Raw genomic sequence first — 23,619 nt, forward strand, 5'->3', positions numbered from 1 at the left:
TTCTGTTAATTGATCTTGCGGTAACTGGCCTTACCGACATAGAGCCGGCCTTTTTCCGCGTCGAAGCGAAAGACCAGCCCGCTTTTTTCTTCCGTCAGGTCCTGTTTGAGCGGGTCCCAGACCGTTTCTAGTTCTCTGGACTGGTGGCGCTTCGGCAACTTTTTACCCTTGCGGATAGCCTGGTAGCCTGTTCGCCTGAGCAATTGATAATGGGATTGATCGAGCCGGTTAATGACCAGCGTATCCTGCGCGGAACTGAATTCCCCCGAAGCACTGCTGACATAGGTACCCGGTATAAAACTTTTGGTCTTCGCCGCGGGTGTCTGGCAGCTATAAAATCCGATGACGACCACTATAATGATGAGGTAGTTTTTCATAAGAATTTGGTTTTGCTTTGATCTTCGATCAGGTTTCGGATACCCGCCTCGATACTGCCGAAGCGTTTGGCATATTGGTGAACTTTAGCTTTTTCCGATGCTTCCGTCGTAAAAGCATAATACTGTTCCGGCGATACTTCCACCCGGTAAACTTTCGTGGAAGGCCCCAACGAGAAAGTAACCTCCTTATAGATGCGCTGCGGGTCATTCGCCTTATTCATCGAAAGGATCAGCGCCCGGTCCTTATCCGTCAGGCCCAGCAATTCCTGGACCTGGTCGAACTTGTTCTGGTACTTGCTTTGATCCAGCAGGATCTTGCAGTCGCTGTTATTGACGATGGCCTGCTTAATGACCGGACTGCTCAAAATATCCTCCACCTCCTGCGTCACCACGATGGCCTCGCCGAAGAACTTGCGAACGGTCTTGAACAGGTACTTGATGTATTCCGCCATACCGTCTTTGGCAATGGCCTTCCAGGCCTCTTCAATTAAGATCACCTTGCGGACATCCTTCGGCAGCTTACGCATCTTGGAAATGAAAACCTCCATGATAATGATCGTGACCACCGGGAATAAAATGGCGTGGTCCTTGATATTATCCAGCTCGAATACGATAAAGCGCTCGCCTAACAGATCAAGGTTTTCGGTAGAATTCAAAAGGTAGTCAAATTCACCGCCCTGGTAGTAAGGATTGAGCACATACAACAAATTCCCCAGGTCGAAATCCTTTTCTTTGACCGAACTCTCTTTCAGTACCACCGCAAACTCTTTACCCAGGAAATCATAAAAAGTATTAAAGCAGGGAAACAAATCAGGATGAGCTTCCAGATGCTCATAATACAACTTCACCGCATTGCTAATCGCCACATATTCCGACCGCCCGAAACTCTCATCCTCCTTTTTCCAAAGCGCCAAAAGCAGCGTCTTCAAGCTTTCTTTCTTTTCGATATCCAGCTTATCACCTTTAGCCACATAAAATGGATTGAACCGGATCGGGTTACTTTCCTCATAGGTGAAATAATACCCATCGACCAGGTCGCAAAGCCCCTTATAACTATGCCCTACATCCACCAAAACAATATGCGCACCCTGCTCGAAATAACTCTGCACCATGTGGTTCGTGAAGAACGATTTACCCGAACCGGATGGCCCCAGGATCATCTTGTTGCGGTTGGTGATCAGCCCTTTCTTCATCGGCTCATCCGAGATATCCACCAATACAGGCCTGCCCGATAAGCGGTCGCCCAACCGCAAACCAAACCCACTTTTCGAAGACCTATAATTGCTTTCCAGATTAAAAAAACAGGTCGCCTGCTCCAAAAAGGTATCAAACGTATCATTCATTGGGAAGTCCGCGCTATTCCCCGGTATCCCGGCCCACCAGATCTGCGGCGCGCCGTCGCTTTCCAGCCGTGCCACGGCATCCATTTGCGCCATGGCCGAACCCGCCAAATTCTTCAGCTCCTGCACCTGCTTTGCATCGTCGGTCCAGGCCAGCACATTGAAATGCGCCTTGACCGGCAAGCGTTGCTCACCAATGGCCTCGTTCAAAAAGTCCGAGGTCGCATCCCGCGCGATAGCATTCTCCCGCGAATAAGCCGACAGCGATTGCAGGCGCAGCCTTTTTTGTTCCAGCAGCTTCTGTGTTTTCAGCGGATCCCCGATAAAAATATACTGGTTATACAAATGGTTACAGTCCAGCAATAAACCCAAAGGCGAAGCAAAGCCGATGCTGAACTTGGTCTTGTCCGTCGAATATTTATCATAATCGATCCGGCTACCGCACCAGCCCGGCAGATCTTCCGCATCCGCTAAAGTGAACAGCTTGACAAACTCGTCGCCAACCTTCAATTCATCCTTGAAATGCACATCTTTCAATAGTGGCCGCTCATCCGCACCCAGCAAGAAACAATACTGCTCGACCATACCCGGAACCCTGGCCCTCCCTGTCAGTTCTTTATCCGAAAGCTGGCGTATCCCCACAAAACTACTGTCCGACAGAATCCGCGCGAACTGCCCGGCCTTTTCCATAAAGTCATTAAAAAAGGTGGGATTGACGGTTTGCTTGGGTACGATGCTTTTGCGCAATAGTCCTGAATAAGCGCTGCTGGCCGGCTTGCGGTCAGCCGCTTGCCGGGTAATATAGATGAGGCAGCGGTGCGCGAGGTACGCACGCCCGTTAAAGAACCATTCGGATGCCGCTGATAAAAAGCTGCGGGCACTGTTCCCATCCCGTTTATACCGCGAACGGACGAACCAATCCTGCTTGTGCACGATACTGCCTTCCGGCAACAAACGGATCGCCCGGCACCAGGCATGATGGAAGGCCTCGTACTCGCTGCCCGATAGCGTAAAGATCTCCGGTAGCTCCAGTTCATAAGCCAGCGTGATATCGCCCCAAGCCGAAATGATCGCTCCATGCTCTACTTTAAATAACGGTTTGATACGCTCGAAATTCATGCCTTTTGTTTTAATAATTGAATAAATGAACGTCTGCTGCGGAATTGAAGCGACACCGGCACCTGCCGTTTGGCCCGCAGCTTCATCAGCCCATGCTGGCCGTACTTCTTACTAAGCCGGAACACCGTGGTGAACAGCAGCGTACCTAGGCCCAGGATCAGCGGCAAGCAAACCAGTACGCTCGTTCCGCAGATATACAGCACCGCGAAGAGCAGCAACAAACCCACCAACCCTCCGGCCAAATAGCCGATATACTGCGCCTTCAGCCCGCGGAACTCGATGGCTTTGTTGATGCCTTTGTTAATTTGATAGACGCTGCTCATAGCCCAAAGAAGGATTTAAGCACCGTCGCCACGATCACCAGGAACACGCAGGATCCGAACCAGGCCGTCGCAACTTTATTGGTATCCGGTTCCCCAGCATTCCATTTCGAGAACACCTTCACCGCGCCAATGATACCGACCACTGCACCGATGGCATACATCAAATTACAGCCCGCATCGAAATAACTCTTGACCTGCGAGGTCGCCTGGTTGATACCCGCCGCGCCATCCTGGCTGAAAGCCGACTGGACGGCGATCATCGCCGCAGTAAACATTAAGGTTTTTAGCAGCGCCTGTTGTTTAGGGGAATAGGGAATATGATTTTTCATAAGTATGATACACTGATTTTTAAAATGATTACACAGATTACGCCCAGAGACCGGCTAACTCGTCCTCGTCCAACCCGAAAGGACAATGTTCCCGCAGCCAGTCATTGATGTCCGGCAAATGTTTACTCTCCGCCAAGCGAGGGTACTTTACAGTAATAAGCTTGAACAAACTGATAAAATCCGCCTTGTCACCTTCCTCGGCTTCCACCGTCTGGATGACCTTTTTGATCTCCTCCAGCACATCCGGGATCAGCCCCTGCATTTCCTCGTCCGGGATCATCGTCTTGCGCTGCATAAACCGCACCTCATGTGCCAAAACGGTAGACACCCCGTATTCCTCGGCCGGCGCGCCCATCAGGTCGAATTCTTCATCGTCAGCCAGCACCGTCGGCAATGGCGTTTCCGGTTTCGGGAATTGTTGCGCATAGAGCTTCTTCGCCTCGTTCCGGTAAAAAGTGAACAAAACCCCGCCGTACCAGACGGCCAGGGCCAGGGCCGCGAAAAGGAGATAATGCGACCCGATAAATTTCATAAGTATCATAGTAACCTTCTTTAGCCCGCTGCGGCATTGCAGCGACAGGACAAAGGTTGGGGGATGGCTAAGGGATATTGGTAAGTCTGGATAATGGTCGGAAATATTTTTATAATTATTTACAAATCAGAATAATACCAGCAACATTTTATTTGGTATTATAAATTAAATATTAATTTAGCGTGATAACCTTATTGCATTATGGAAGAAAATGATTTTATAATAAGCACCAAGCCGTTCATTTTTCGAATACTCCGTTCAGAGTTTTATTTTTGGGTTGTCCTGGGACTTTTGGTTTCTATATCACCCATCATGGATATTTTCCAATTTGGAACCCGTGAAGGAATTAGTCGCATTATCAGTATTAATCGTTACTATATTTTAGGATCTTGTATTATCATACTTGGTGCCTATATGTATAAGCAGATTTTCGAATATTATCCATTGCGAAGCATTAGATATGGGTTGATCAAACGCAGAGAATATAAAAGGGAATTACATCTCATCAATCATAGCGTTCCGTTTACAACAGAAAACGTTAAAGAAATACCGGTACAAACCACGCCTTCCGAAACAGCGACAGAAGGACTCAAAACGTTGGTGGTTGCTAAAACAGCCGAAAGCGAGGACTTACGATTAAAGAATATAGGCGAAAGCGCCAGGATTGCTGAGAAATTATTTTCACGCTCAGGCATCTATTTAATGATCGGGTGTATCATTGCATTTTCCGGAGTATTCATTTTTTACAATTCCGGCCTTGCCGCTAGTGATAATACTAAAACAGCTCCGGCTAATATTGGGCAGGAATTGCTGGGGCTACTGCCCAGGTTTGGGTCGCTGTTTTTTATCGAATTTATCGCCATTTTTTTCTTGAAGCAATATCGGATCGTTTTAGAGGAGTACAGATATTATGAATTGGCGAAAAGGCGGCGTCAGGAAGATTATGATACTTTTGCACTTATTGAAAAACACCAGAACAATGCAAGTCTGCTGGAAATTTTAAAGGCTAAGTATTCAAATAGTGAACAGCCTAATATTCTTAAAACGGGGGAAACGACTCAAATCATCGAAGTCCAAAAACTGGCTAACCAGGAAACCGAGGTTTTTACAAAACTGATCGATCTTGTCAAGATGGTAAAGGAAAAATAATTTAATAAAATCGCTTTGATTTAAAAAAATGCAACGCAATCTACTCTATTACCCCTCAATTGACATTCCCCATAAAGAATGGCTATTGTCTGCTTTGCTTTATGCAGACACTGTTTCTACGATAGTACCTTATACTTCCATCAGTGATGATCGCATGCCTAATGATCTTCGCGAACTTTATGATCAGGAGATCTATAAACCTGTTTTAATCGAAAAGGTCCTAACTGACTATCAACAGGAATTCGGGGAATTTGAACAACGCTTTATTTCTGCCACCACTAGTGAAGAATTCAAGGCCCTTTCAAATAAAAAGTTGGTAGATCAGCCCGGCTTTTTATTTGAGCAAAAGCTGACGATGAATATTAAATACCATCTTCAGCAAGAGCATCTGATCAAAGGTCAGGGAGGGCTGGGAATTGCTACAGATGAAACGGTCGCTTTATTGTACATGTCTTTTTTGGCGCAATATGTTGCAAAGGTCACCGAAAATGAATTGGTCATCCCATCAACAGATCTTAAAAAGTACGAGCATATCGGGTTTAACCTGACCAAAGAAAAGATGCCGGCCTTTGCGATATTACTTGACCGCGTGCTGCCTGTTCCCGGCCCTGACGCCACTTTAGAACAGGTGATCCAATTTAAAAAAGACAGAAAAGATGAACTTTTCCAATTTCGAAAATACTTAAGCGCCATCCAGGAGAAAATAAGAAAGGCGGAGACCAAAGAACAATTATTGGAAGTGCTGATCGACGCCCGGGAAAGTATTGAAAAAGGCATTCATGACCTCCAAAAGACCATGAAAGACGGAGGAATCAAATCTGTTTTCACCTCATTTGAAAGCTTGCTCAAACTGGAAAGTCCGAAGCTATTTGCGACCCTTACCGCAGCTGGCATTGTCAGCACACCAGTCAATCCTGTTGTGGGGGTCATTACCGGAGCGATCGGCATCGCCGGTGGCATGATCTCTTCCTATATGGGGAGTAAACGGGAAGTAGACAAGGCCGACCTGTCCTATCTCTTTAAAGCGCAAAAAGCCGGCATAATCCACGCCGGCTAATCTTAAAATAGCTTAAGGAATTCGCTTCGCCTTCCGCACCGGCTTATACGCATCGCCCTGGTTCATATAACGCATGACCGCATCTTTCATCAGGTCCAGGAACTTGGTCTTACTTAAGATCTTTCGCGCCTTGATCTCTACGAACAAACGGGTATATCGGCTCAGGTCCACATCCAGCGTGGTACTCAGCCAGTGCATCACATCCGCCAGTTCCGCGTCCCCGCCATTGACCTGGTCGGATACCCAAATGCTATAGCCCAGCTCCACCGCGTGGATTGTATCGCCCGTCCACTTCAGCGGCACCGCTTTTCTTCCCGGCCGGATAAAACCCAGGTCAGCACCCTGCCCGTTCAAACCTTCCAGCAAATGCAGGATATGGTCACGCAGCATCTCTAAAGCCCGGAATTTCGCGAACAAATAATCCCAGGCCGTGGTAAACTCCGGGTCATTATCCGGTAGGTCCGTTACCAGCATACTCTGCAAAGCCGCGCCCCGCACGAAACATAAACCGTCCAGTTCATCCGCCTTCATCCGGTAATACTCATATTGAAAAGCATACTGGTTAAAAAACCGGCCGATGCTTTTCAGCTCATCCCCGTAATAGCTGCGCAGCTCATCCAGTGTCACGGCCTTGCGGCAGTTCTCCAAATGGTACAGCTCCGTTTCTAAGATCTGCAAACTGAAAAAGCGCGGCTTGGTCACTTTAAAAAAGCTGATCTCGGCCGCTGTTCCATCAAAACCGGCCGCCAAAACCTTTTCCCGCAAGTCTTGCAAGACCGCCCGGATAGCGGTTAATGTGGCGACCATTTTTTGCAGCGGGCGCTGTTCCCGCTCCGCGATCAGGCCTAATTGATTTTCCAGTTCCACATACATTTCCTCAAAGTCTTTTACATTTTCCATAGGTACAATTGAATTAATGTCCACAAAAACTCGCGGCGTCAAAACCTTTTGCCCGATGGCTGGTTTTAACTCACAAGCAATTTATTAATCCAAAGTTGGCCTCATAAGGAAAACGGGACGTTGATAGTTATCAATATTATCAATTGAACAAATCTTATGGAAGCTACTTTATTGCTGCAAACGCTGAACCTGATCCAGCCTTTGTCAGGCAAACTCCAGCAGCGCTTCGCCGAATGCCTCGAAGAAGCACATTACCCTAAAAAGCACATTTTACTGCAACCCGGCCAGACCTGCCGGAAGATCTACTTTATCGTCGAAGGCCTGGCCCGTGCCTGGTACCTCACCGACAAGCAAAAGGAATGTACCACCTGGTTCATGCGTGAAGGAGATATGATGATCTCCGTCTACAGCTTTTACACCCAGCAGCCCGCCTCGGAAACCATCGAGGTGCTCGAAGACAGTACCATCCTTTCGCTTAGCTGGGCGCAGGTCCAGGGCATTTACGCCGACTTCCCCGAGTTTAATTTCATTGGGCGCATCCTCACTGAAAAGTATTACATCGCCAGTGAGCAAAGGACCAACCTCCTGCGGAATGGCACCGCCATTGACCGCTATAACCTGCTGTTGCAAATGCACCCCGACATCATCCAGCGGGTGCCCCTATGGATGGTCGCCTCGCACCTCAACGTCAGCCACGAGGCCCTCTGCCGCATCCGCGGCCAGCACGTCTCCGCCAATTAAAAGGCGACAATTATCAATTTTTTAAAAAATGACAAACCAGCATTATGAAAAAGATCACGAAATATATCCTGCTGCTGCTCACGCTTACCATGGCTTGCCGCAAGGAAAACAATACCCAACCAACTATCCAAACCAACCCGCAGCAAACCCTCAGTCTGAAAGCGGTCACGGACTGGTACAATCAGCAACCGGATTCGACCACAACGATTCAAACCAACAGCCTGGGCTTAAAACCCTTTAACATCAAAAAACTCAACCCCGACCTGGCTAACCTGCGTTCGGTCAATGTCAAAAAAGGAAACTACTGGCTGGTCAAGGTCAAAGGACAACCGACCTATAACGGCATCAAACTCGGCTACCGTAAGCTCGCCTTTATCAAAGACAGTACCGGGGCGATCAAACCCCGAATCCTGGAGATCATTCCTGACCTCATCTACCTGCAGCGGAAAGGCAAAGCCGAGACCAAAGATTTTACCGGGCGGGTATTCGTCTACGATCAGCACCACCAACTGACCGGCGGCTTGATCTACAGTCAGGGTAAAACCATCGGCCAAATCAAACCAAAGCCGGCAGGCACGTCCACCACCAGCGCCGATCCGAAACTGCGGACCCTCATGGTGGCCATCAGCGCGGACTGCGAATGGTATGACAGCAGCTACATTGACGCCGACGGCATTTTCACCGTCTATTCCGAAAATATCTGCAGTTACAGCATCTATGATGACGGTTATTATCCCGATTACGGCGGTGGCGGCGGCGGTGACGTTTCAGCCGATCCTTATGGCGGCGGCGGCGGTTCATCCGCAGACCCGGCACCGGACCCGACACCCGAACCGTCCAACCTCCCCGGTGAGGACCACCCGAAGATCAACCCCAAGAACTACACCGATTGTTTCGGCAGCGTACCGAATACCAACGCCACCATGCAGGTGACCATCTATGTCCAGGAGCCTTTTCCGGGCACGACCTTCAATTACGGCCCCAACTCGGTCGGCCACACCGCCATCGGGATCACCAAATCCGGCGGCGGACAGACCGTCACCCAGGTCATCGGCTTTTATCCTGACGCCAGCGGTAAGGATAAAATACACGCCCCAGGCAAACTGGTAGACAATAGCCAGCTGGATTATAATGCAAGCATCACGTATAACGTCGACGCCGTCCAGTTCGCTAACCTGATCAATTACATCAACAGCCCGCTGCCCGCCTATGACCTCACCGATTTCAACTGCACCGGTTATGCGGTCAGTGCCTGCGCTTACGCCGGGATTACGCTGCCAAACGCCTACACCACCGTGGGGCTGCCCACACCTGACCATGTGCCCCACCTTGCGGAAACCCCGGCCGGCCTGGGCAACAGCATCGACAATATGAAGGGCCAGCCCGGCGTCAATACCAATGGTGGAACCGGCCCGGCCACGCATGGACCATGTAATTAAAAATGCTTAACTTAGGATAACACCATGAATACGAAACTTAAATATGGCCTTTGGGTACTCATAGCCCTCTTTCTTCTCACGAACTATACCCCCGTAGCCTGGCTTCTCAAGGAGGATTATACCTACGCCAACAGTGATAACACGTATACCGACAGCGAAGAAGGAGGGAAAGGTTTTACCTACGAAACCATCGTCCGGCGCTATGCGACCTTCTTATGTAAACACCCGGATAAAGACCTCGGCGATAATCGCCTTTTCCGCACCTTTACGTTCAAACCCTGGTGCATCTGGGAATGGCACGACATGATCTTTCACAGTGAAAGGTTCTGGCTGCCGTATAAAAAACCATAACACCAAAGCTACCGGCAGCATCCCTGCCGGTAGCTTTAATTAAGCAAAATATTTAACTTTGTGTTAATCAATCAATACTTATGGGATTCCTGTCATTTATAGCGAAACTGCTGGGACTCGGACGCCGCTGGAACGGCACGCCCGAACAATATCTGGCCATGGTCATGTACATGGCCAAAAAAAACAACCCGGATTATACCGTCCAGGAACTCTGGCAATGGGGAGAGACCATGCAAAAGGTCATGAATGTGAAGCTGGCACCCTATAAAGACTTCCTCGACCTGGTCGAACGCGGCACACCTGACTATACCATGGTAGAGAAGGTCGATGAAAAGATCAGCGAGCTGCATCAGCGGCGCGACCTAAAACAAGCCATCTATGGCGAAAAGGCCGACCTCGGCGAAGACGATGTGATGAGGAGCGATTCCGAAAGCGCGGTATTCGCCCGGAAAATGGTCAAGGACCTGTCCGAACACGTTCGTTTTTCTGACGAGGAGCAAAAAAAGCTCGACGAACTATAATTGAATGTTATATCCTTACCAGGTGCTAAAAATAATAGTTAATTAATTTCTATAAGCTTAGTTTTTTGAGTTATTTTACACTCAAACTCATGGGAAAATTCAATCAGCAGCCAGTAATTGATTATAAGGCGGTTAAGGAAGTTGTCAAATGTTATAATACATTAGATTACGGCCCGAAGTTAAGGCAATTGCTTTTAATGATCTATCCGGGAAATAACTTTAGCAAATGCTGCAAATTGGAATTGCATCAGAAACTAAACGATTTAATCTTACTCAGTTATGAGGGGGAACAAGTACTAAAGTATGAACTGTTCAAGGAATTTCATAATAAGAACGTGGTCGCAGCTTATGAGATCAAAGTTAAAAGCAGCCGCGTGGACTTTTTAACAATCAATGGTTTCACTACCAGTTTTGAGATCAAATCCAATCTTGATAATTTAGACAAATTGGCTAAGCAGTCCGTTGATTATCTATCCGCTTTCGAATTCAACAATTTAGTGATCCATGAACGCCATCTGAAGAAATGCATTGACATGATACCCGCAAATTTCGGGATCATCACCGTGGATAAAGATCAGCACAGCTTTTACCGTAAACCTAGGTTAAATCAGCATCTCAACCCGTCTGTACAATTATCCCTGCTGACCAAAAAGGAATTATTTCAATCTTTTGGCACGTTCGCCCAAGAAGATATTTTGATCAGCAACAACACAGATACAATCAACGATTTATTCAAACTGGCTTTAAAAGAACGCTATCGCAGCAGGTGGGAATTCATCGTCGAACATTCCAATGATATATTGCCGATCGACATCCAGTTCTTTTTTAACAAAAACATCAAGCCAGCGCACATTTATAGCTAAAGCACAAAATAACCATCCTGGATCTTTGTGCGGATACAATGCAAATAATGTTCCATCGATATTCTCTTAAACTTAGCTTGATTTTTGCCGCTTTCCTCTTCGTCCCAAATATCCTCGATCATTTTCCATCCTTTGTTCTCCACGGAAAGATATTCAAGTTCATTACTTTGCATTCTTGCAGCAGCATCCGACCTTAATACAGCGGGAACAATAATGTTCTCGAAATCCTTCAGTTCTCGCTTCTCGGAACCTTTATACCCGTAAAAGTTATTTTGGACCGCGTCATAAAAAATAAATCCCGGGCTGATAGCCCCGCCACCTTCTATTTTGTCTTTTTTGATACCCGCATAGTCTGCAAAACAATCCGCTCCAAGCTGGTCATAGCGGTTCATTAAGCTGTTATCGATTACTTCAATTCTTTCACCGTGTTCCAACTCAAAGTTTTTAATGCTGTTATAGATACAATTACGTAGCAACACAACATGGCATTTATCAAAGGTTTTCAAATGATCAATCATGAATTGGATCGTTGCCATATCATCCTTGTCCGAAAGGCAATAATCCTCTAAATCCACGATTAAAAAATCTTCACGTTGCGCCACCGCGCTAACCTGGTTGATGTCATTGGTAAAAGTCTTTTCAGAGGTTCTGAATGCAACAGTCGGAAATACAACCCGCAGGTCAGCCTCCTGTAACTTAATGGAATTGGGCTCACCGGTCAATTGCGAATAAGAGCTGATCACCGGGATGATCTTCCTGCGAAGCACATTCAAACTCAAAAGATAATCGGTGCGAACTTTCCTTTTGCTGACCACCCCGCGTAAAAACTCTAAAACTTCTTTTTTCATCTTTCTGGACTGATTAAGATGAATAGGAAGATCGACAAAGACCTTTTCACTTTTGATACTGTTCAGGGTGGGGATATAAATCTCGTTGAAATGTTTGGGTTCCCGAACCTTTTTTGGTTTCCCAGGTTTTGGTTTAGGCGGAAGCCGCTCAAATTCCTTGAAGATCTCTACATAGGGAAAAATATCACTGCCAAAATCAAAAGTGGTCAGCACTTTTTTTTCCTCCTGACGTAATCTGAAAACCGGTATATAAGTTGGTATACTCATGACAAACTGAATTAAATGGACTAATGCTCAATGAAATAATCGAGATTGATTTTTACTTTTAAGTTCGCCCCAAAATAATGCGGGACCATATTCAAATTCTGTAAGCGGCCGATCACGATCGCCGGATGGGTAGCATAATTTCGTGCGATTCTTCTCACCGCCTTTTCATCTACGGATTGATTATCGATCTCCGCTAAGAAGGTGTCCGGCAATAGCCAGTCACGCGCAAAATCATTCGCTTCGCGTTCTTTTTCGGTGTCATTTTCCACGCCCTCGAACTCTTCGATAAAGATGTCCTTCTTTCCATGAAGTAAAATATGACCGGCTTCATGATAAAAGGTGAACCAAAAATGGTCATTGGTCTTATACCGATCGGTAATCTGGATCAGCGGTGTCCCGCCAACCCAGCGCGCAGCCCCGCTGATCGGCGCTTTAGGTAGGGTATTGGAATAAATAACCGCTACCCCGGCTTGCTGGCACATCGCTTGTAAAGTCGTCGGAAAATCTTCAGGCTGTGTTTCCACCAGGGTCTTGATCTCCTGCAATACATTTTTAAAACTGTCTTTTTTATACTCCGGGAATTGTTGTTTCCTCAGCTTCAGTTCGCCGATCCTTAACCAGGCTGCCATACTACTGAGTAAGGTTTTATGACTGGGGCTTTTCCGGAAACTGGTCTGTGCATAGTTTTCAATGTAAACATTTTCCCATTCCACAGGCGAAACCACGCCATAAAATTGCAGGCATTCTTCGACCATCCCGGTTCCAACGCTGCTGCTTTTCAGGTAACCGAACTTTTGCAGCTCCTTGATCGGCTGTTCTTTCAGCCAGTCCAAGCATTGTTCTAAGAATTCTTCCTGTTCTAATCTTGCTAATTTTTCACGGTAATGCATTTCCCGGTTCAACCAGAACTGCATATCGATACCCAGCACTTTTTCCAATTGCAGGGCGGTATTGATCGTTATAGGTGCTTTTCCTGAAATGAGGTCATTGATCTTCCCGGGAGTTTTCCCCATCCGGTCAGCCAGTTCCGCTTGGCTCATTTTCAGATACTCGATGGTCTCTAAAATGGTGTCTCCGGGCTTGGTTAACAATTCTCTTTCTATTTTTATATTGCTGCTCATGTCTGTTTTTGCTTGGATTAATGGTAGTCTGTGGTTTCGATAATCCTAATGTCTGTCACTTCAATGGTTTCAATTCCCCCGGTATCCTTCTGGGGGATGGGGTCATGGTTGATATCGAATATCATCCGGTGATTGCCTGATATATCCAATGCCCATTCGCCTTTCATGTCACCGGACAGCGGGTGACAGTTAGCGGCAGGGATCTGCATGAGTACTTTCAGATTAGGAGATGCTTCAATATCATCCAACCTGTTCTGTACTTTTTTGGCCATTGTACCGTAGGCTTTTTTTATTTCAGCCAGGGAACTCAGCTTCTTCTTGATCTTATTTGAACCGTAACTGATGTTCATTTTAATAATTTTAATTACCGAAAAACGGTAATAATTTTTTCAAATGTAGAGATTTTTTTTGGTTTAACAAATTATCATGCTTTTATTTTGCTGATAATGAGTGTACCTAGGAAACCAGCCATGACAACCTGAAGATTTATCAGGTATATTTGCGGGATGCCTAAACTCAGAAAATGCGCTTATTGTAAGAAAGAAGTCAAGTTGACCAGGGAGCATATTTGGCCGAGTTGTTTGATCACCCGAATGCCGGAACTCCAGGTCAACTATTTAAAAAACAACAGACTATTTACTGCCGGGGATTTAGTGATCGCAGATGTTTGTGCTGCATGTAATAATATCAAATTGTCACCGCTGGACGCTTACTTTTGTTCGTTATATGACGGATATTTTAAAACCTACAAAGAAGATCTGACCCCTTTTAAGTTCGAATATGATTATAATTTGCTGTTGCGCAGCTTGCTCAAGATAACCTATAACTCTTCCCGAACCGTCAACCGTGAGTACAATGATTTTGAGAAATATCGCGAGTTTATTTTAACCGGTAATGGTATACACCAAGAAATTCTCATCAAATTAGATATTGTCCAGCCAGCAATGGTAAAGGGGAAAAAATTTTACCCGTCATCAGCCCGTTGCGGTGAGATACAGATCGGCGGGCCTACACCGAACTTCTTGCTACGGCTGATCGCGGTCAACTCATTTTATTTTTACATCGTTATATCTAAGTCAGCCGTCCTCCGGTCCGATATGGAGGAAGAATTCAACCGCATTTTTGATAACTTACAGGGAACAATCATCCACCCGTACAAACAGGGAGTCATTGTCGATACATTTTCTGATGTTGATACCCTAAACAGCCACGGAGATTTCCTGGCCAGTACGCAGGAACTGTATTTTGAATATGTAGCCAAGAAAAAACGTTAGCTTATGGCTGATATCAAGACATCAACTGATTTATCCTTAAACAATGCCCAATGTATAACAGCGCCAAAGAATATGCGGACCTGATCAAAACAGAAGAATACGAATACAGCGCCGAACCGGATGATCTGGAAGAAAGGAAAGCCATGTTACGTGCGCAATATGCAGAACAAATCAAATTGATCAGGTATGACCTTGACGCTGAATTTACCCCGACGAGGACAAAGTACCAGCACATTTTAGATATGCACAAGGTGATGTTCTGCGCCAGTCTCCCCGAAGATATCCAAGCGGAATTTGCAGCTCAGTTTCACTACACGACCGCCGATAACCGCCGCATGTATGCACGCATCAAACGATCGCCGGACCAGCGTTTTTACGCCCTGTTCATCAGCTCATCGCTCATTACCATTTTGCACAAACTGGGTAAACTGGAACTGGCAGTCCACTACCCCGGCAGGGTCGTGTCCTGTTCCAGGTATCCGGACGAAAAAGTAACCCGCTTGCAGCTCATCGAAATGCTTGCCGAAACCTACGCGCATTTCCGGCTGACCAAATTACCGCTCGGCCCCCTGATCATCCTGGAAGAAAACCTGGATTTCCAGCATTACCTGACACTGACCACGCAGGAAAAGTTGCTGGCTTACCACGAGATCGCGCACTTTCTCAACGGTGACCTGGAACCGGACGCTAACCAGCAAAAACTAAGCGTGGATTATCCGAACCTGAGTTACCAGCGCGAACATTACGCTGACCTGGTCGGTTTTGCGCTCCTGCTACGCGAAGAAAAATATTATGGCGAGGTATCCGAACAGGACCGCAAGCGGATTTTGCTGGCATTGATCGGTTTGTTTAAAGTCCAGTACGACCTCCAAGGACCGGAAACCAAAGATTACCCGCACCCCTTTAACCGGCTGCTCATCATCATCGAATGTTTTTACGGCAAATCGACCGCAGGCACCATTGGCGATGCTATCGAAAATGACCGTTTCCACGTCCTGGATGTCCAAAAACTGGCGATCGAAAATTTAAAGGAAGAAAAATACGAGGCTTATATCGATCAGCAATTAAAACTCCGGTTTCAAAGCTGATTTGGCCGTCAAACGGTCCGTTCTATGGTCAGGCTCAATATTTTTTCGGACAATAGGTCCGCCAGGTCCTGAGTAGTAGCCAGCGATAATATTTCCGCGCGGTCGAGCAAAAGGATCGAAACCCCATCCCGGGTGATCGCATGCAACACTTCGCTATGCGCATTGCTGACGCCGTCGGCGGCCCCCGTGATCCCACTAAGCGAGATCAAAACGCCAGCCGAAAAGCCACGGTCGACCAGCTTGCTGATGAACCAGCGGACCTCGTTGCTTCCGAGGCGGCTCGCCGTATTTTTACACTCCGTAATGATGGCAAAATCCAAGAAATAAAGGTCCGAGATGCGTTTGTCGTTTTTGAAAACAACATCCAGTTCGTGGGCCCGGACACCGTCCAGCACATTTTTTTTATGAAAACTTACTCCCCGAACTTTTTCAAATAAATATTTGACCAGTGTTTCAAGCTTGTCGCCTTTGACATCGCTGTTAGGGGCGGTATCCGATTCGTGCAGTAACCGGCGGATGGTCGCTTGGGAATAATTAGCCATTTTACTTGTTGTGAACGATTCGGTTACGTTGAAAAAGAATAATATTTTCGAAAGAATCCTGCAGCAGACTATTTAAAAAGTCCTCTACATCAAAAGCCAGGATCAGTGGTTTGAGGTTAAAGTTCCATTCGAATTTGGTACGTTTGGGATCGAGATAAAATAATAGCGCAAGCGAGGAATCAGACTTTTCTGCATAGACCATTAACTGGTGGGTGAAATGCTCTATCTTCGCCAGCGTCAACGCGCCGGCTTTGACTTCTACGATGATCGGGTTACCCAGCAAGCGTCCCAGCTGATCATTCCAAACGGCAAAATCCACCCCGTGATCACGGGCCTGCAGTTGCTGCACATATTTAAACCTCAAGGTGCGGAATATTTCTTCAATAATATATTCCAGTTCCGTGTGACTTGCGGGTCCCTGCCGCAGTGCCTTGGCTTGTGCAAGCAGCGACCGGAAAACGCCCTTAATATCGTCGTTATAAGTAACGGACCCTGCCAACCGGGAAAAAATAGGGATGACGTTTATCGTAAAAAAAGGCTAAACTTGAAAAAAGAACAAGGCAAGCTACACACCCCGCATGATACTTTGGGGCCGACCAGAGCCCGTTTATAAGTTTGGGACTGTCACTCTTTGCAAAAAATATTTATGGGAACCCTCTTTTCGGAGAAGGCTCACCGCGCTTATAAGCTTAAACACCTTTAGAGTGGCAGAGCTTGCCCTGTTTCTTAAAAAAAACAATGAGCAAAGCTAAGAAAAACAAGAAGAAAACCCTACCGCAAGGCGGTGCCGGGATCAAGATGAAACGTTTCGAGCTGATATATCCGCGTTCGGCAGGGGTCGATGTAGGCAGCATGCTGATGGTAGTCTCTTATACGGATAGAGAAGGATTGTCGCATGTGAGGCCATTTGACAGCTTTACCGATAGCCTTCATGAACTCGCTGCCCTGTTAAAAACAGCAGGCGTACAGGAAGTGGGGATGGAGGCCACAGGCAGTTACTGGATGACACTGTTCACTATCCTGGAGGATTTCGGCATGCGTGTCACCCTGATTAACCCTAGCCATTATCGTAACGTAGCTCAAAAAACAGATGTAAATGATGCTCAGTGGCTGCATCAACTCCTCTCTTACGGGATGCTGCGCCATTCCCATATCGCCGATGAGCCTTACCGTGAACTGCGGCAATATATTCATGGAAGGGACACCTGTAAGGATCAGAAAAGCGATACACTGAACCGGATACAAAAAAACCTCACCCAAATGAATGTGAAATTCCAGCACCTGATCAGTGATATAGAAGGGGTGGCTGGTATGAAATTGTTGCGCCTGATAGCCGCCGGGGCAACCGATCCTGATACGTTATTGGCCCAGGTCAATCATGCGCTATTGAAAGCCAGCCCTGAGGATCTGCTTAGTTCACTCAAAGGAGATTACCGACCTCATTTGGTCACGATGCTCCGATTGAACCTGGAGGCCTTCGACTTTCAAAAAAAACAGATGCTGGCTTACGAAACCTATATTGAAGGAACTCTTCAAAGGCTGGTGCATCAAAAGGATGATGCTTTGACCAAACCCATCGAAAAAAAAAGGGCTTGGTGAGGAAGAACCAATATCATTTCAATCTGAAGGATTATCTGCTGGCTATCCTGGGGGTTGACCTGACGGAGGTAGATGGGCTGGATGAGATCGGACTGCTCACGATACTCTCGGTCACAGGAACCGATATGAGTAAATGGCCTACAGCCAATCAATTCGCCAGTTGGCTGAACCTCTCTCCACGTCAAAGGATAACCGGCGGGCGGGTTGTAGGTCATGAAAAGCGGGTAACCCATAATCCTGCTTCGCAGGCATTCCGGCTAGCGGCATTCAGTTTATGGCAAAACAAAGGCCCTTTAGGCCAACAATACAGAAAGCTGGCAGGAACGCGGGGAAAGAAAAAAGCCATCAAGGCCATAGCCAGAAAGCTAGCCGTCATCTTTTACCATATGGTACTTAAACAACAGCCTTATGATCCGAAGAAAATAGCACAGGATCCAGAGAAACAATTGGCCAGGAAGATCGCGCGACTGCAAAAAGATGCAGCTAAATTAGGTTGGACACTCCAAAAAGTATCTTAATAATCAACAACTTAGCACCACGTCATTATAAGCTTCCGTCCGCTTCCCTTTCGCCGCCGGCGTTTTCGTCGGTTTTCTTTTCTTGCTTTTCCATTCCTGCAAAAACGCGTCGATCGCCAAACCTAAGAAGTCCTTATCCTCCAGGTTGGCTGTCAGCGACAATTGGTTCTCCAGGTAAAACGGCACCTCTGTTTTCTTGTCCACAATCACGAAATATTCTTTGCCAAGGCCTTCGCAGACACCGATCTCGTAAAGTACATTTCTATTGTTCGGCGTAATGACGAAAATGGCAAAGTCCGCCTGCCGCAGCTTTCTTTTTAATATTTCCTGAAAGGACGACCCGATAGCATGTTCGTAAAGATCAAAAACCTCGATCTGCCGCTCCTCCAGAATTTCACTTACGAGGGTAACATTTGCTTCGTAAGATGCCGACAGAAAACATTTAAAGTGATTGGACATGTATGAAAAGAAGGTTGATAGTGGCTAAATTTCCATAAATATAAGCAATATTATAACGACTAATAGAACATTGGCATTTACTCAGGGTCGGATAAATAACTCTACGGGCATGCTGTCATTGGAAAGTTTACGGATGTCCTCCTCGAGTCCCCTGGGGTTTTTGATCCTGCTTTCCGGGTCATAAACGAAACAGATCAACCCTTTGCAATTCGGATGATTAGCATAATGCACCGCATCCAGGATCAGTTGCTCACCGACCTGCTTATCGGCCAGGCCCTGGCGGGTCTTTTTAACCTCGATCACGATTTGTTCGTTTTTTAATAAAAAGTCAACCCTGGTCGAACTCCCTGCATAAGAGGGCGTATATTCTTCTTCCCGCACATCCTTAAAGTGCAGCCGGAGAATGGCATGGATCAGGTCCTGCACATCATATTCATCGGTCAGGTCAAAAGCCGCCCGGCTATTGTGCCTGTTACGCAACTGTGTACAGAACGGGTGGAAGTTCTCAAAAATATCAGCGAGTATCTTTTCCGTGTAGTCGGTCCTGGCACCGGATCGCTGGGGGGATTTCAGTTCCAGCTGCCGCAGTAACTGGACGACCATGTCGTTAAAATTACGCGGAGCCACCGCCTGTGTTTGCAGGGAAGAAAGATATCCCCAGACCTGGATATGCGAGGGTACGCTTAACCCGCCGCGGCTCAATATCCCCAGGTCATAGACCGGCATATGGTTGGGTATCCGGGTCTTGATAAAGGTATTGCTGTCAAAACCCCACCTGAAATCACCGATCTTGTCCAGGATGCCGACCTCGTTATTGAATTTTTCTACATCCCGGATCACGGAAAGCTCGGTAACCAGGTGCTTTTGAAATTTCCTGAAACCGGCGGTGATCTCCGTGATTCGGCTACCCAGAGCGACAACGTCAACACCTGCTTTCTTAGCAATGTATTCGTAAAAGTAATCTGCTTCGACCTGGATGGTTTGATGCTGGCTATTCGGGTTTTGATAGTGGTTAAAATCGTTTCTCGCCCAGCCGCCGACCCATAAACGTTCAAAGTAAATTTCAAACTCTTTTGCCGCGGCCAGGTTTTCGGACAGCGCCACCAGTTCCTGCGCGTGCGCTTGGTCAAGATCTGAAAGGGCTTTTCTCAGGGAGCTAATGGTCGGGATCAGGTCGTTCATGTTATCGGAAATTCCTGCAAATTAATAAATAAGCATGGGATTCTCTGAGCGGCGAACGCCGACACACCCGTTGACCGCCGCTGCTGTATATATTTGTATCTTCACTTATGGAATACGCATTGGTTAATGGGGTAAGGGTATCGGCAAGCGCCGGCCTGCAGGGCAGCTGCCCTGCCTGTGGGAATGCGGTCATTGCCCGCTGCGGCAAGGTCAAGGTACACCATTGGGCGCACCAGCATTTACCGGACTGCGATATCTGGTCTGAACCGGAAACCCCCTGGCACCGGGCATGGAAAGCCCGTTTCCCGGAAGCCTGGCAGGAAGTACCGTTCACCGACCCGGAAACCGGGGAGATCCACCGCGCAGACGTACACACCCCCGGCGGTGTTACCCTGGAATTCCAACATTCGCCCATCTCTGTGACCGAGCTGGGCAGCCGCAACGCCTTCTACAAAAAGCTGGTCTGGATCGTGGATGCCCAACGCTTTCAAAAGAATTTTGAATGGCGCTGCCATATTCCCGACCCGCGGTCACCGCTGCTGGATAATTTCAGCATCATCGGGACCGGCCGCTATTCGATGAACGTGCCGGAGAACCTGATGTTCTTCCGCAACCCGGCCCACGACAAGGATTGGGACGCGGACCGGGTACTCAGTTTCCGGGATCCGGAACTGGCAGAGGTCAAAGCGCTCATGCAGCGATCCGGGGATCTTTTCCGGCTGTTTGACTGGAAATGGCAGAACGAGGCCTGGCTGAACTCGGAAGCTCCGGTTTTCCTGGACTTTGGTACGGACCAGCTGTACTGGCTACGCTCGCGCAAGCAGCACCGCCACCCGGGTATCCTCTACTATTTGCAGGTCGTATCCAGGCAGTCCTTTATTGAGAAATATGGCGGCAAATGAAACGACCATGTGGTGCCGCCCGTCTGAACCATCAGGCAGCACCGAAAAGCCGTACAAAATAAAGAACCCATGCGGTAAAACATTGCTTCATCGCTCTCGCGTCGGTACTCTTTTAATCCGTACTTTTATTTTTTTGCAACCATGAGTTTTTTCGAACTTCCCAATGTAGACCGCTATTCTAAATTCAGTGAACAGTCCGAGACCAGTTTAAAACGTTCGCTGAACCAACTGAACAATTTGATATGCCGGACGGATGTACCCGATAAAGGCTGTGATTTTGATGCAGAACTGATCGACAGCGCAAGTAACGCGACCAACAGGCGGTTTGGCATCCAGTTAAAAAGCATTGAAAACCCGGTCATCGTCGCCGGTAAGGAATATATTTCCTATCCCTTTGAAACTTCCCGGCTGGCCTACCTGCTGAACCGGCCCATCGGCACGGGGCTGATCGTGCTGCATGATGTACAGCAAGACCGCTGTTTCTTTGATTTCGCAGATGCTGTCTATAAACGGTTGGCAGAGGAACGGCCGAACGACGACTGGCACATGAACGATAAGGTGAATATCCGCATCCCGGTCGATCAGCTGCTGGACGACGAAAAGGCCGCCCGAATACATGCTTATTTTACCCAACGCTTCAAAAGCGCGGAGCTCATCCTGAACTCTTACGGGGCACGATACAATTACACCACGATCGCCAAACCCGGCCAGCCAACTTACGATGTCCGTAACCCGGATGATATCAAGCGCCTGCTGCTGGCGCATGGGATGTCCTTTCTCCAGGATTATCATGATCTGCCGCTGCTCTACCAAATGATCACGCAGATCACTAACCAGGAGATCGTTGCCGATAAACATTTATTGATCATCGCCGCTGTCGTCTATGGCGAGGTCGGCAAATACGCTGAGGCTCATTTTTATATGGCTAAGGTAAAAAGGCGCAGCGACCTGACAGCAGATGAATTGCTGGTTACCCACTATAGCGACCTCAAAACACGCCTGACCCTTGATGAGATCAGCACTGCTGATTTTTTGACCGCTATAAAAGCGCTGAAAGCCAAGGCCAGTTCCGCGCAAAACCTGGTCATGCTGGAGATCAATATTTCCTATTACGAATTGGTAAATACCCCGTTAGGGGTGCCGGTCCCGCCGAAGGCCGGCCAAACCATCGCGGAATTATTTACACGCATTCAGCAGCTCGAGGTCAAGCCCGGCACCAGGAAACTCCTGGAGATATGGAACGCGGAGAATTTATTGCTGCTGATCAATCTTTATCGGAAAGAACATTACCGGGCGCTTTTCGTCCGCGAGTGGTCAAAAATACCCGGGATGACCGATCAGCAAAACGTACAGGATGTCGCGATCAAAACCCTGGAAACCGTTTTATTCGCTACCCTCGACCGTTTGTTCAAAGCCGGCGAAACCGAAAACGATAAACTGTTAATGGCCTCGGTCATCGACCTGCGGGCCAAAGCTGTGCTCGGTCATGACCTGGACCTGGTCGGTAATTACCCCATGCTGCAGCACATCAAGCCGCATGAGAACGGTATTTACCGGAATCATATCGAACTGATATGGGGAGCGACCAATCTTTTTTCTGAGCTGGGCTATCAGCAGCATGCGTACGCCGCTTTGTGTTATGGCCTGGAACTGCTGAAGATCGGTCGGATGCATTACCATTACCAGCTTGATTTTAACGATCAGGAACTGGAAGCCGCCAGACAAAAACTGGAAACAGCGCTGGAACTGGACCCCTACCAATATCATTACGATCAGTTACTGCTTAAGCACCAGGAAGTGGCAAAGGAAATGAACGAGCGGCCCATGTATCATTGCGAGGATATGGATGATGAGGACATCGCCCAAAGCGCCAAAGGCCTCCTGGCTACCTTGAATTTAACACCGCAATACCTGCCGGTCCTGATCAGGGAAGTGGAAACCTGGCGGCTGTTTTACCTGCGCTGCGACCCGGAAAGGGTCGAGCTGATCCAGCAACGCACCGGCGCGGCATCACCGGAAGAATTCTACGGACAGGAACACCGTTATGCACTGCGGAATAAACTGACCAATATCATTTCCCCATATTCTGCGGACGTGGACCAGTTATTAAAAAGCTGGGGGTATTGAAGGGGGGTTTAGCCAAAGGCATAGTATGCTTCGTTATGGTGCCAGCAGGAATTAAACCGCCGACAAACGCCAGTTGAATTTGACATTTTCCATCCTTGACTATCCCCGTCCCATACCTCAACTCAGTTCGAACGCCGTTTCATATTTCAGTTCTGACATGACAAAAAAAGTATGCATGGTCCGGACGTTCTTTAAGCGGGAAAGTTTGGCCATCAGCACCTTGTTGTATTCCTCCATATCCCGGATCGCGATCCGCAACAGGAAATCATAGGTGCCGTTCATGTGGTAACATTCGGTGACCTCGGGTAACAGCACCACTTGTTGCTGGAAATCCGTAAGCCCTTTTTGGCTGTGCTTGCTCAGCGTGATCTGGGTATAAGCGAGCAGGCCGCGCCCGATCTTGGCCGGGTCAAGCAATACCGTATACCTGTGGATATAACCTTCTTCTTTTAACCGTTTGATCCGGGAACGGATGGCCGTAATACTGCGGCTGAGCTTGTCGCCGATCTCTTTATCCGTCATTTCTGCATCTTTTTGCAGCAAGCTTAATATCCTGCGGTCGATATCATCAAGGGGTTTGATCACCTGTACCGCTTTGTTGTTCGTTGTCGGGAAGTTCACCATAACTTAGTGTATAGATAAAAAAAATAA

27 protein-coding genes are annotated in these 23,619 nt (G+C 47.5%); 13 read left to right on the plus strand and 14 right to left on the minus strand.

The features are described from left to right. Positions 1-5: 5 nt before the first annotated feature. Genes MUCPA_RS27840 through MUCPA_RS27860 form a run of 5 tightly spaced genes read right to left on the minus strand, consistent with a single transcriptional unit; the run spans position 6 to position 4,020 of the window. Positions 6-377: a hypothetical protein gene (locus MUCPA_RS27840; RefSeq protein ID WP_008511022.1), complete on the minus strand. Its 372-nt coding sequence runs from the start codon at positions 375-377 to the stop codon at positions 6-8. Further along, positions 374-2,836 (minus strand): TraG family conjugative transposon ATPase, encoded by a 2,463-nt coding sequence (locus tag MUCPA_RS27845; RefSeq protein ID WP_008511024.1) that lies wholly within the window; start codon positions 2,834-2,836, stop codon positions 374-376. Before MUCPA_RS27845 ends, MUCPA_RS27840 begins: the two co-directional genes overlap by 4 nt. Beyond that, positions 2,833-3,159 carry a DUF4133 domain-containing protein gene (locus MUCPA_RS27850; RefSeq protein ID WP_008511025.1) on the minus strand — a complete coding sequence of 109 codons (327 nt, stop codon included), beginning with the start codon at positions 3,157-3,159 and terminating at the stop codon, positions 2,833-2,835. The genes MUCPA_RS27845 and MUCPA_RS27850 overlap by 4 nt, the downstream gene beginning before the upstream one ends. Next, entirely contained in the window at positions 3,156-3,488 is a 333-nt protein-coding gene (locus MUCPA_RS27855; RefSeq protein WP_008511026.1) for a DUF4134 domain-containing protein, read from the minus strand. Before MUCPA_RS27855 ends, MUCPA_RS27850 begins: the two co-directional genes overlap by 4 nt. A gap of 37 nt (positions 3,489-3,525) precedes the next feature. After that, the gene (locus tag MUCPA_RS27860) at positions 3,526-4,020 is read right to left on the minus strand and encodes a hypothetical protein (RefSeq protein ID WP_040626553.1); all 495 of its coding nucleotides are present in this window, start codon (positions 4,018-4,020) and stop codon (positions 3,526-3,528) included. Positions 4,021-4,221: 201 nt separating this feature from the next. Between MUCPA_RS27860 and MUCPA_RS27865 the strand changes: the two genes are divergently transcribed. Both MUCPA_RS27865 and MUCPA_RS27870 read left to right on the plus strand, forming a co-directional pair. Further along, positions 4,222-5,169, plus strand: a complete 948-nt coding sequence (locus MUCPA_RS27865; RefSeq protein WP_008511028.1) for a hypothetical protein — start codon at positions 4,222-4,224, stop codon at positions 5,167-5,169. A 28-nt stretch (positions 5,170-5,197) separates the two neighbouring features. Further along, positions 5,198-6,226, plus strand: a complete 1,029-nt coding sequence (locus MUCPA_RS27870) for a DUF6236 family protein (RefSeq protein WP_008511030.1) — start codon at positions 5,198-5,200, stop codon at positions 6,224-6,226. A gap of 12 nt (positions 6,227-6,238) precedes the next feature. Here the strand turns inward: MUCPA_RS27870 and MUCPA_RS27875 are convergent, their stop codons facing one another. Beyond that, the gene (locus MUCPA_RS27875; RefSeq protein ID WP_040626556.1) at positions 6,239-7,126 is read right to left on the minus strand and encodes an RteC domain-containing protein; all 888 of its coding nucleotides are present in this window, start codon (positions 7,124-7,126) and stop codon (positions 6,239-6,241) included. 156 nt (positions 7,127-7,282) lie between these two features. Between MUCPA_RS27875 and MUCPA_RS27880 the strand changes: the two genes are divergently transcribed. The 5 genes from MUCPA_RS27880 (at position 7,283) to MUCPA_RS27900 (ending at position 11,041) form a co-directional block, all read left to right on the plus strand. Beyond that, on the plus strand, positions 7,283-7,867 hold the full coding sequence (locus tag MUCPA_RS27880) for a Crp/Fnr family transcriptional regulator (protein WP_008511033.1): 585 nt from the start codon (positions 7,283-7,285) through the stop codon (positions 7,865-7,867). 44 nt (positions 7,868-7,911) lie between these two features. Continuing rightward, the gene (locus MUCPA_RS27885) at positions 7,912-9,306 is read left to right on the plus strand and encodes a hypothetical protein (RefSeq protein ID WP_008511034.1); all 1,395 of its coding nucleotides are present in this window, start codon (positions 7,912-7,914) and stop codon (positions 9,304-9,306) included. 24 nt (positions 9,307-9,330) lie between these two features. Then, positions 9,331-9,657, plus strand: coding sequence for a hypothetical protein (locus tag MUCPA_RS27890; RefSeq protein WP_008511036.1), 327 nt, complete (start codon positions 9,331-9,333; stop codon positions 9,655-9,657). Positions 9,658-9,737: 80 nt separating this feature from the next. After that, entirely contained in the window at positions 9,738-10,178 is a 441-nt protein-coding gene (locus MUCPA_RS27895) for a hypothetical protein (protein WP_008511037.1), read from the plus strand. An 89-nt stretch (positions 10,179-10,267) separates the two neighbouring features. Next, on the plus strand, positions 10,268-11,041 hold the full coding sequence (locus MUCPA_RS27900; protein ID WP_040626558.1) for a sce7726 family protein: 774 nt from the start codon (positions 10,268-10,270) through the stop codon (positions 11,039-11,041). Here the strand turns inward: MUCPA_RS27900 and MUCPA_RS27905 are convergent. Genes MUCPA_RS27905 through MUCPA_RS27915 form a run of 3 tightly spaced genes read right to left on the minus strand, consistent with a single transcriptional unit; the run spans position 11,038 to position 13,627 of the window. Continuing rightward, positions 11,038-12,156, minus strand: coding sequence for a beta family protein (locus tag MUCPA_RS27905; protein WP_008511039.1), 1,119 nt, complete (start codon positions 12,154-12,156; stop codon positions 11,038-11,040). The genes MUCPA_RS27900 and MUCPA_RS27905 overlap by 4 nt on opposite strands. A 20-nt stretch (positions 12,157-12,176) precedes the next feature. Continuing rightward, positions 12,177-13,277 (minus strand): HigA family addiction module antitoxin, encoded by a 1,101-nt coding sequence (locus MUCPA_RS27910; RefSeq protein WP_008511040.1) that lies wholly within the window; start codon positions 13,275-13,277, stop codon positions 12,177-12,179. Positions 13,278-13,294: 17 nt separating this feature from the next. Next, complete coding sequence (locus MUCPA_RS27915; RefSeq protein ID WP_008511041.1) at positions 13,295-13,627, minus strand: type II toxin-antitoxin system RelE/ParE family toxin; 333 nt, start codon at positions 13,625-13,627, stop codon at positions 13,295-13,297. A gap of 156 nt (positions 13,628-13,783) precedes the next feature. On the opposite strand from MUCPA_RS27915, the gene MUCPA_RS36475 reads away from it, so the two are divergent. Continuing rightward, positions 13,784-14,551: a hypothetical protein gene (locus MUCPA_RS36475; RefSeq protein ID WP_008511043.1), complete on the plus strand. Its 768-nt coding sequence runs from the start codon at positions 13,784-13,786 to the stop codon at positions 14,549-14,551. Positions 14,552-14,601: 50 nt separating this feature from the next. Next, positions 14,602-15,639: a hypothetical protein gene (locus MUCPA_RS27925; protein WP_008511044.1), complete on the plus strand. Its 1,038-nt coding sequence runs from the start codon at positions 14,602-14,604 to the stop codon at positions 15,637-15,639. Positions 15,640-15,647: 8 nt separating this feature from the next. Here MUCPA_RS27925 and MUCPA_RS27930 read toward each other — a convergent pair whose 3' ends face one another. Both MUCPA_RS27930 and MUCPA_RS27935 read right to left on the minus strand, forming a co-directional pair. Next, entirely contained in the window at positions 15,648-16,181 is a 534-nt protein-coding gene (locus MUCPA_RS27930; RefSeq protein WP_008511046.1) for a restriction endonuclease, read from the minus strand. Between the two features lies 1 nt (position 16,182). Further along, complete coding sequence (locus tag MUCPA_RS27935) at positions 16,183-16,680, minus strand: restriction endonuclease (RefSeq protein ID WP_008511048.1); 498 nt, start codon at positions 16,678-16,680, stop codon at positions 16,183-16,185. 239 nt (positions 16,681-16,919) lie between these two features. Here MUCPA_RS27935 and MUCPA_RS38990 point away from each other — a divergent pair, with 239 nt between their 5' ends. Together MUCPA_RS38990 and MUCPA_RS38995 are read left to right on the plus strand one after the other, a co-directional pair. Continuing rightward, entirely contained in the window at positions 16,920-17,780 is an 861-nt protein-coding gene (locus MUCPA_RS38990; RefSeq protein WP_040626560.1) for an IS110 family transposase, read from the plus strand. Beyond that, positions 17,777-18,298, plus strand: a complete 522-nt coding sequence (locus tag MUCPA_RS38995) for a transposase (protein WP_233276804.1) — start codon at positions 17,777-17,779, stop codon at positions 18,296-18,298. The genes MUCPA_RS38990 and MUCPA_RS38995 overlap by 4 nt, the downstream gene beginning before the upstream one ends. 3 nt (positions 18,299-18,301) lie before the next feature. Here MUCPA_RS38995 and MUCPA_RS27950 read toward each other — a convergent pair whose 3' ends face one another. Then, positions 18,302-18,757 carry a TIR domain-containing protein gene (locus MUCPA_RS27950; RefSeq protein WP_008511051.1) on the minus strand — a complete coding sequence of 152 codons (456 nt, stop codon included), beginning with the start codon at positions 18,755-18,757 and terminating at the stop codon, positions 18,302-18,304. A gap of 81 nt (positions 18,758-18,838) precedes the next feature. After that, positions 18,839-19,939: a PD-(D/E)XK nuclease domain-containing protein gene (locus MUCPA_RS38715; protein ID WP_008511052.1), complete on the minus strand. Its 1,101-nt coding sequence runs from the start codon at positions 19,937-19,939 to the stop codon at positions 18,839-18,841. Between the two features lie 107 nt (positions 19,940-20,046). Between MUCPA_RS38715 and MUCPA_RS27960 the strand changes: the two genes are divergently transcribed. Both MUCPA_RS27960 and MUCPA_RS27965 read left to right on the plus strand, forming a co-directional pair. After that, complete coding sequence (locus MUCPA_RS27960) at positions 20,047-20,841, plus strand: competence protein CoiA (RefSeq protein ID WP_008511053.1); 795 nt, start codon at positions 20,047-20,049, stop codon at positions 20,839-20,841. A gap of 141 nt (positions 20,842-20,982) precedes the next feature. Continuing rightward, a complete protein-coding gene (locus MUCPA_RS27965) occupies positions 20,983-22,968 on the plus strand; it encodes a DUF4365 domain-containing protein (protein WP_008511054.1) in 1,986 nt (661 codons plus the stop codon). Between the two features lie 117 nt (positions 22,969-23,085). Here the strand turns inward: MUCPA_RS27965 and MUCPA_RS27970 are convergent, their stop codons facing one another. Continuing rightward, positions 23,086-23,592, minus strand: a complete 507-nt coding sequence (locus tag MUCPA_RS27970; RefSeq protein WP_008511055.1) for an Lrp/AsnC family transcriptional regulator — start codon at positions 23,590-23,592, stop codon at positions 23,086-23,088. Positions 23,593-23,619 lie beyond the last annotated feature (27 nt).

It is taken from the genome of Mucilaginibacter paludis DSM 18603 (assembly GCF_000166195.2).
In the GTDB taxonomy this organism is placed as follows: Bacteria; Bacteroidota; Bacteroidia; order Sphingobacteriales; family Sphingobacteriaceae; genus Mucilaginibacter; species Mucilaginibacter paludis.

What these genes read in the sequence shown, in the direction of transcription:
- MUCPA_RS27845 (WP_008511024.1), bottom strand. Translation starts at nt 2,836, where the DNA reads ATGAATTTCGAGCGTATCAAACCGTTATTTAAAGTAGAGCATGGAGCG.
- MUCPA_RS27840 (WP_008511022.1), bottom strand. Translation starts at nt 377, where the DNA reads ATGAAAAACTACCTCATCATTATAGTGGTCGTCATCGGATTTTATAGC.
- MUCPA_RS27915 (WP_008511041.1), bottom strand. Translation starts at nt 13,627, where the DNA reads ATGAACATCAGTTACGGTTCAAATAAGATCAAGAAGAAGCTGAGTTCC.
- MUCPA_RS27910 (WP_008511040.1), bottom strand. Translation starts at nt 13,277, where the DNA reads ATGAGCAGCAATATAAAAATAGAAAGAGAATTGTTAACCAAGCCCGGA.
- MUCPA_RS27905 (WP_008511039.1), bottom strand. Translation starts at nt 12,156, where the DNA reads ATGAGTATACCAACTTATATACCGGTTTTCAGATTACGTCAGGAGGAA.
- MUCPA_RS27860 (WP_040626553.1), bottom strand. Translation starts at nt 4,020, where the DNA reads ATGAAATTTATCGGGTCGCATTATCTCCTTTTCGCGGCCCTGGCCCTG.
- MUCPA_RS27925 (WP_008511044.1), top strand. Translation starts at nt 14,602, where the DNA reads ATGTATAACAGCGCCAAAGAATATGCGGACCTGATCAAAACAGAAGAA.
- MUCPA_RS27970 (WP_008511055.1), bottom strand. Translation starts at nt 23,592, where the DNA reads ATGGTGAACTTCCCGACAACGAACAACAAAGCGGTACAGGTGATCAAA.
- MUCPA_RS27930 (WP_008511046.1), bottom strand. Translation starts at nt 16,181, where the DNA reads ATGGCTAATTATTCCCAAGCGACCATCCGCCGGTTACTGCACGAATCG.
- MUCPA_RS38990 (WP_040626560.1), top strand. Translation starts at nt 16,920, where the DNA reads ATGAGCAAAGCTAAGAAAAACAAGAAGAAAACCCTACCGCAAGGCGGT.
- MUCPA_RS27880 (WP_008511033.1), top strand. Translation starts at nt 7,283, where the DNA reads ATGGAAGCTACTTTATTGCTGCAAACGCTGAACCTGATCCAGCCTTTG.
- MUCPA_RS27890 (WP_008511036.1), top strand. Translation starts at nt 9,331, where the DNA reads ATGAATACGAAACTTAAATATGGCCTTTGGGTACTCATAGCCCTCTTT.
- MUCPA_RS27960 (WP_008511053.1), top strand. Translation starts at nt 20,047, where the DNA reads ATGGAATACGCATTGGTTAATGGGGTAAGGGTATCGGCAAGCGCCGGC.
- MUCPA_RS27865 (WP_008511028.1), top strand. Translation starts at nt 4,222, where the DNA reads ATGGAAGAAAATGATTTTATAATAAGCACCAAGCCGTTCATTTTTCGA.
- MUCPA_RS27855 (WP_008511026.1), bottom strand. Translation starts at nt 3,488, where the DNA reads ATGAAAAATCATATTCCCTATTCCCCTAAACAACAGGCGCTGCTAAAA.
- MUCPA_RS27965 (WP_008511054.1), top strand. Translation starts at nt 20,983, where the DNA reads ATGAGTTTTTTCGAACTTCCCAATGTAGACCGCTATTCTAAATTCAGT.
- MUCPA_RS36475 (WP_008511043.1), top strand. Translation starts at nt 13,784, where the DNA reads ATGCCTAAACTCAGAAAATGCGCTTATTGTAAGAAAGAAGTCAAGTTG.
- MUCPA_RS27950 (WP_008511051.1), bottom strand. Translation starts at nt 18,757, where the DNA reads ATGTCCAATCACTTTAAATGTTTTCTGTCGGCATCTTACGAAGCAAAT.
- MUCPA_RS27895 (WP_008511037.1), top strand. Translation starts at nt 9,738, where the DNA reads ATGGGATTCCTGTCATTTATAGCGAAACTGCTGGGACTCGGACGCCGC.
- MUCPA_RS27875 (WP_040626556.1), bottom strand. Translation starts at nt 7,126, where the DNA reads ATGGAAAATGTAAAAGACTTTGAGGAAATGTATGTGGAACTGGAAAAT.
- MUCPA_RS38715 (WP_008511052.1), bottom strand. Translation starts at nt 19,939, where the DNA reads ATGAACGACCTGATCCCGACCATTAGCTCCCTGAGAAAAGCCCTTTCA.
- MUCPA_RS27850 (WP_008511025.1), bottom strand. Translation starts at nt 3,159, where the DNA reads ATGAGCAGCGTCTATCAAATTAACAAAGGCATCAACAAAGCCATCGAG.
- MUCPA_RS27870 (WP_008511030.1), top strand. Translation starts at nt 5,198, where the DNA reads ATGCAACGCAATCTACTCTATTACCCCTCAATTGACATTCCCCATAAA.
- MUCPA_RS27885 (WP_008511034.1), top strand. Translation starts at nt 7,912, where the DNA reads ATGAAAAAGATCACGAAATATATCCTGCTGCTGCTCACGCTTACCATG.
- MUCPA_RS27900 (WP_040626558.1), top strand. Translation starts at nt 10,268, where the DNA reads ATGGGAAAATTCAATCAGCAGCCAGTAATTGATTATAAGGCGGTTAAG.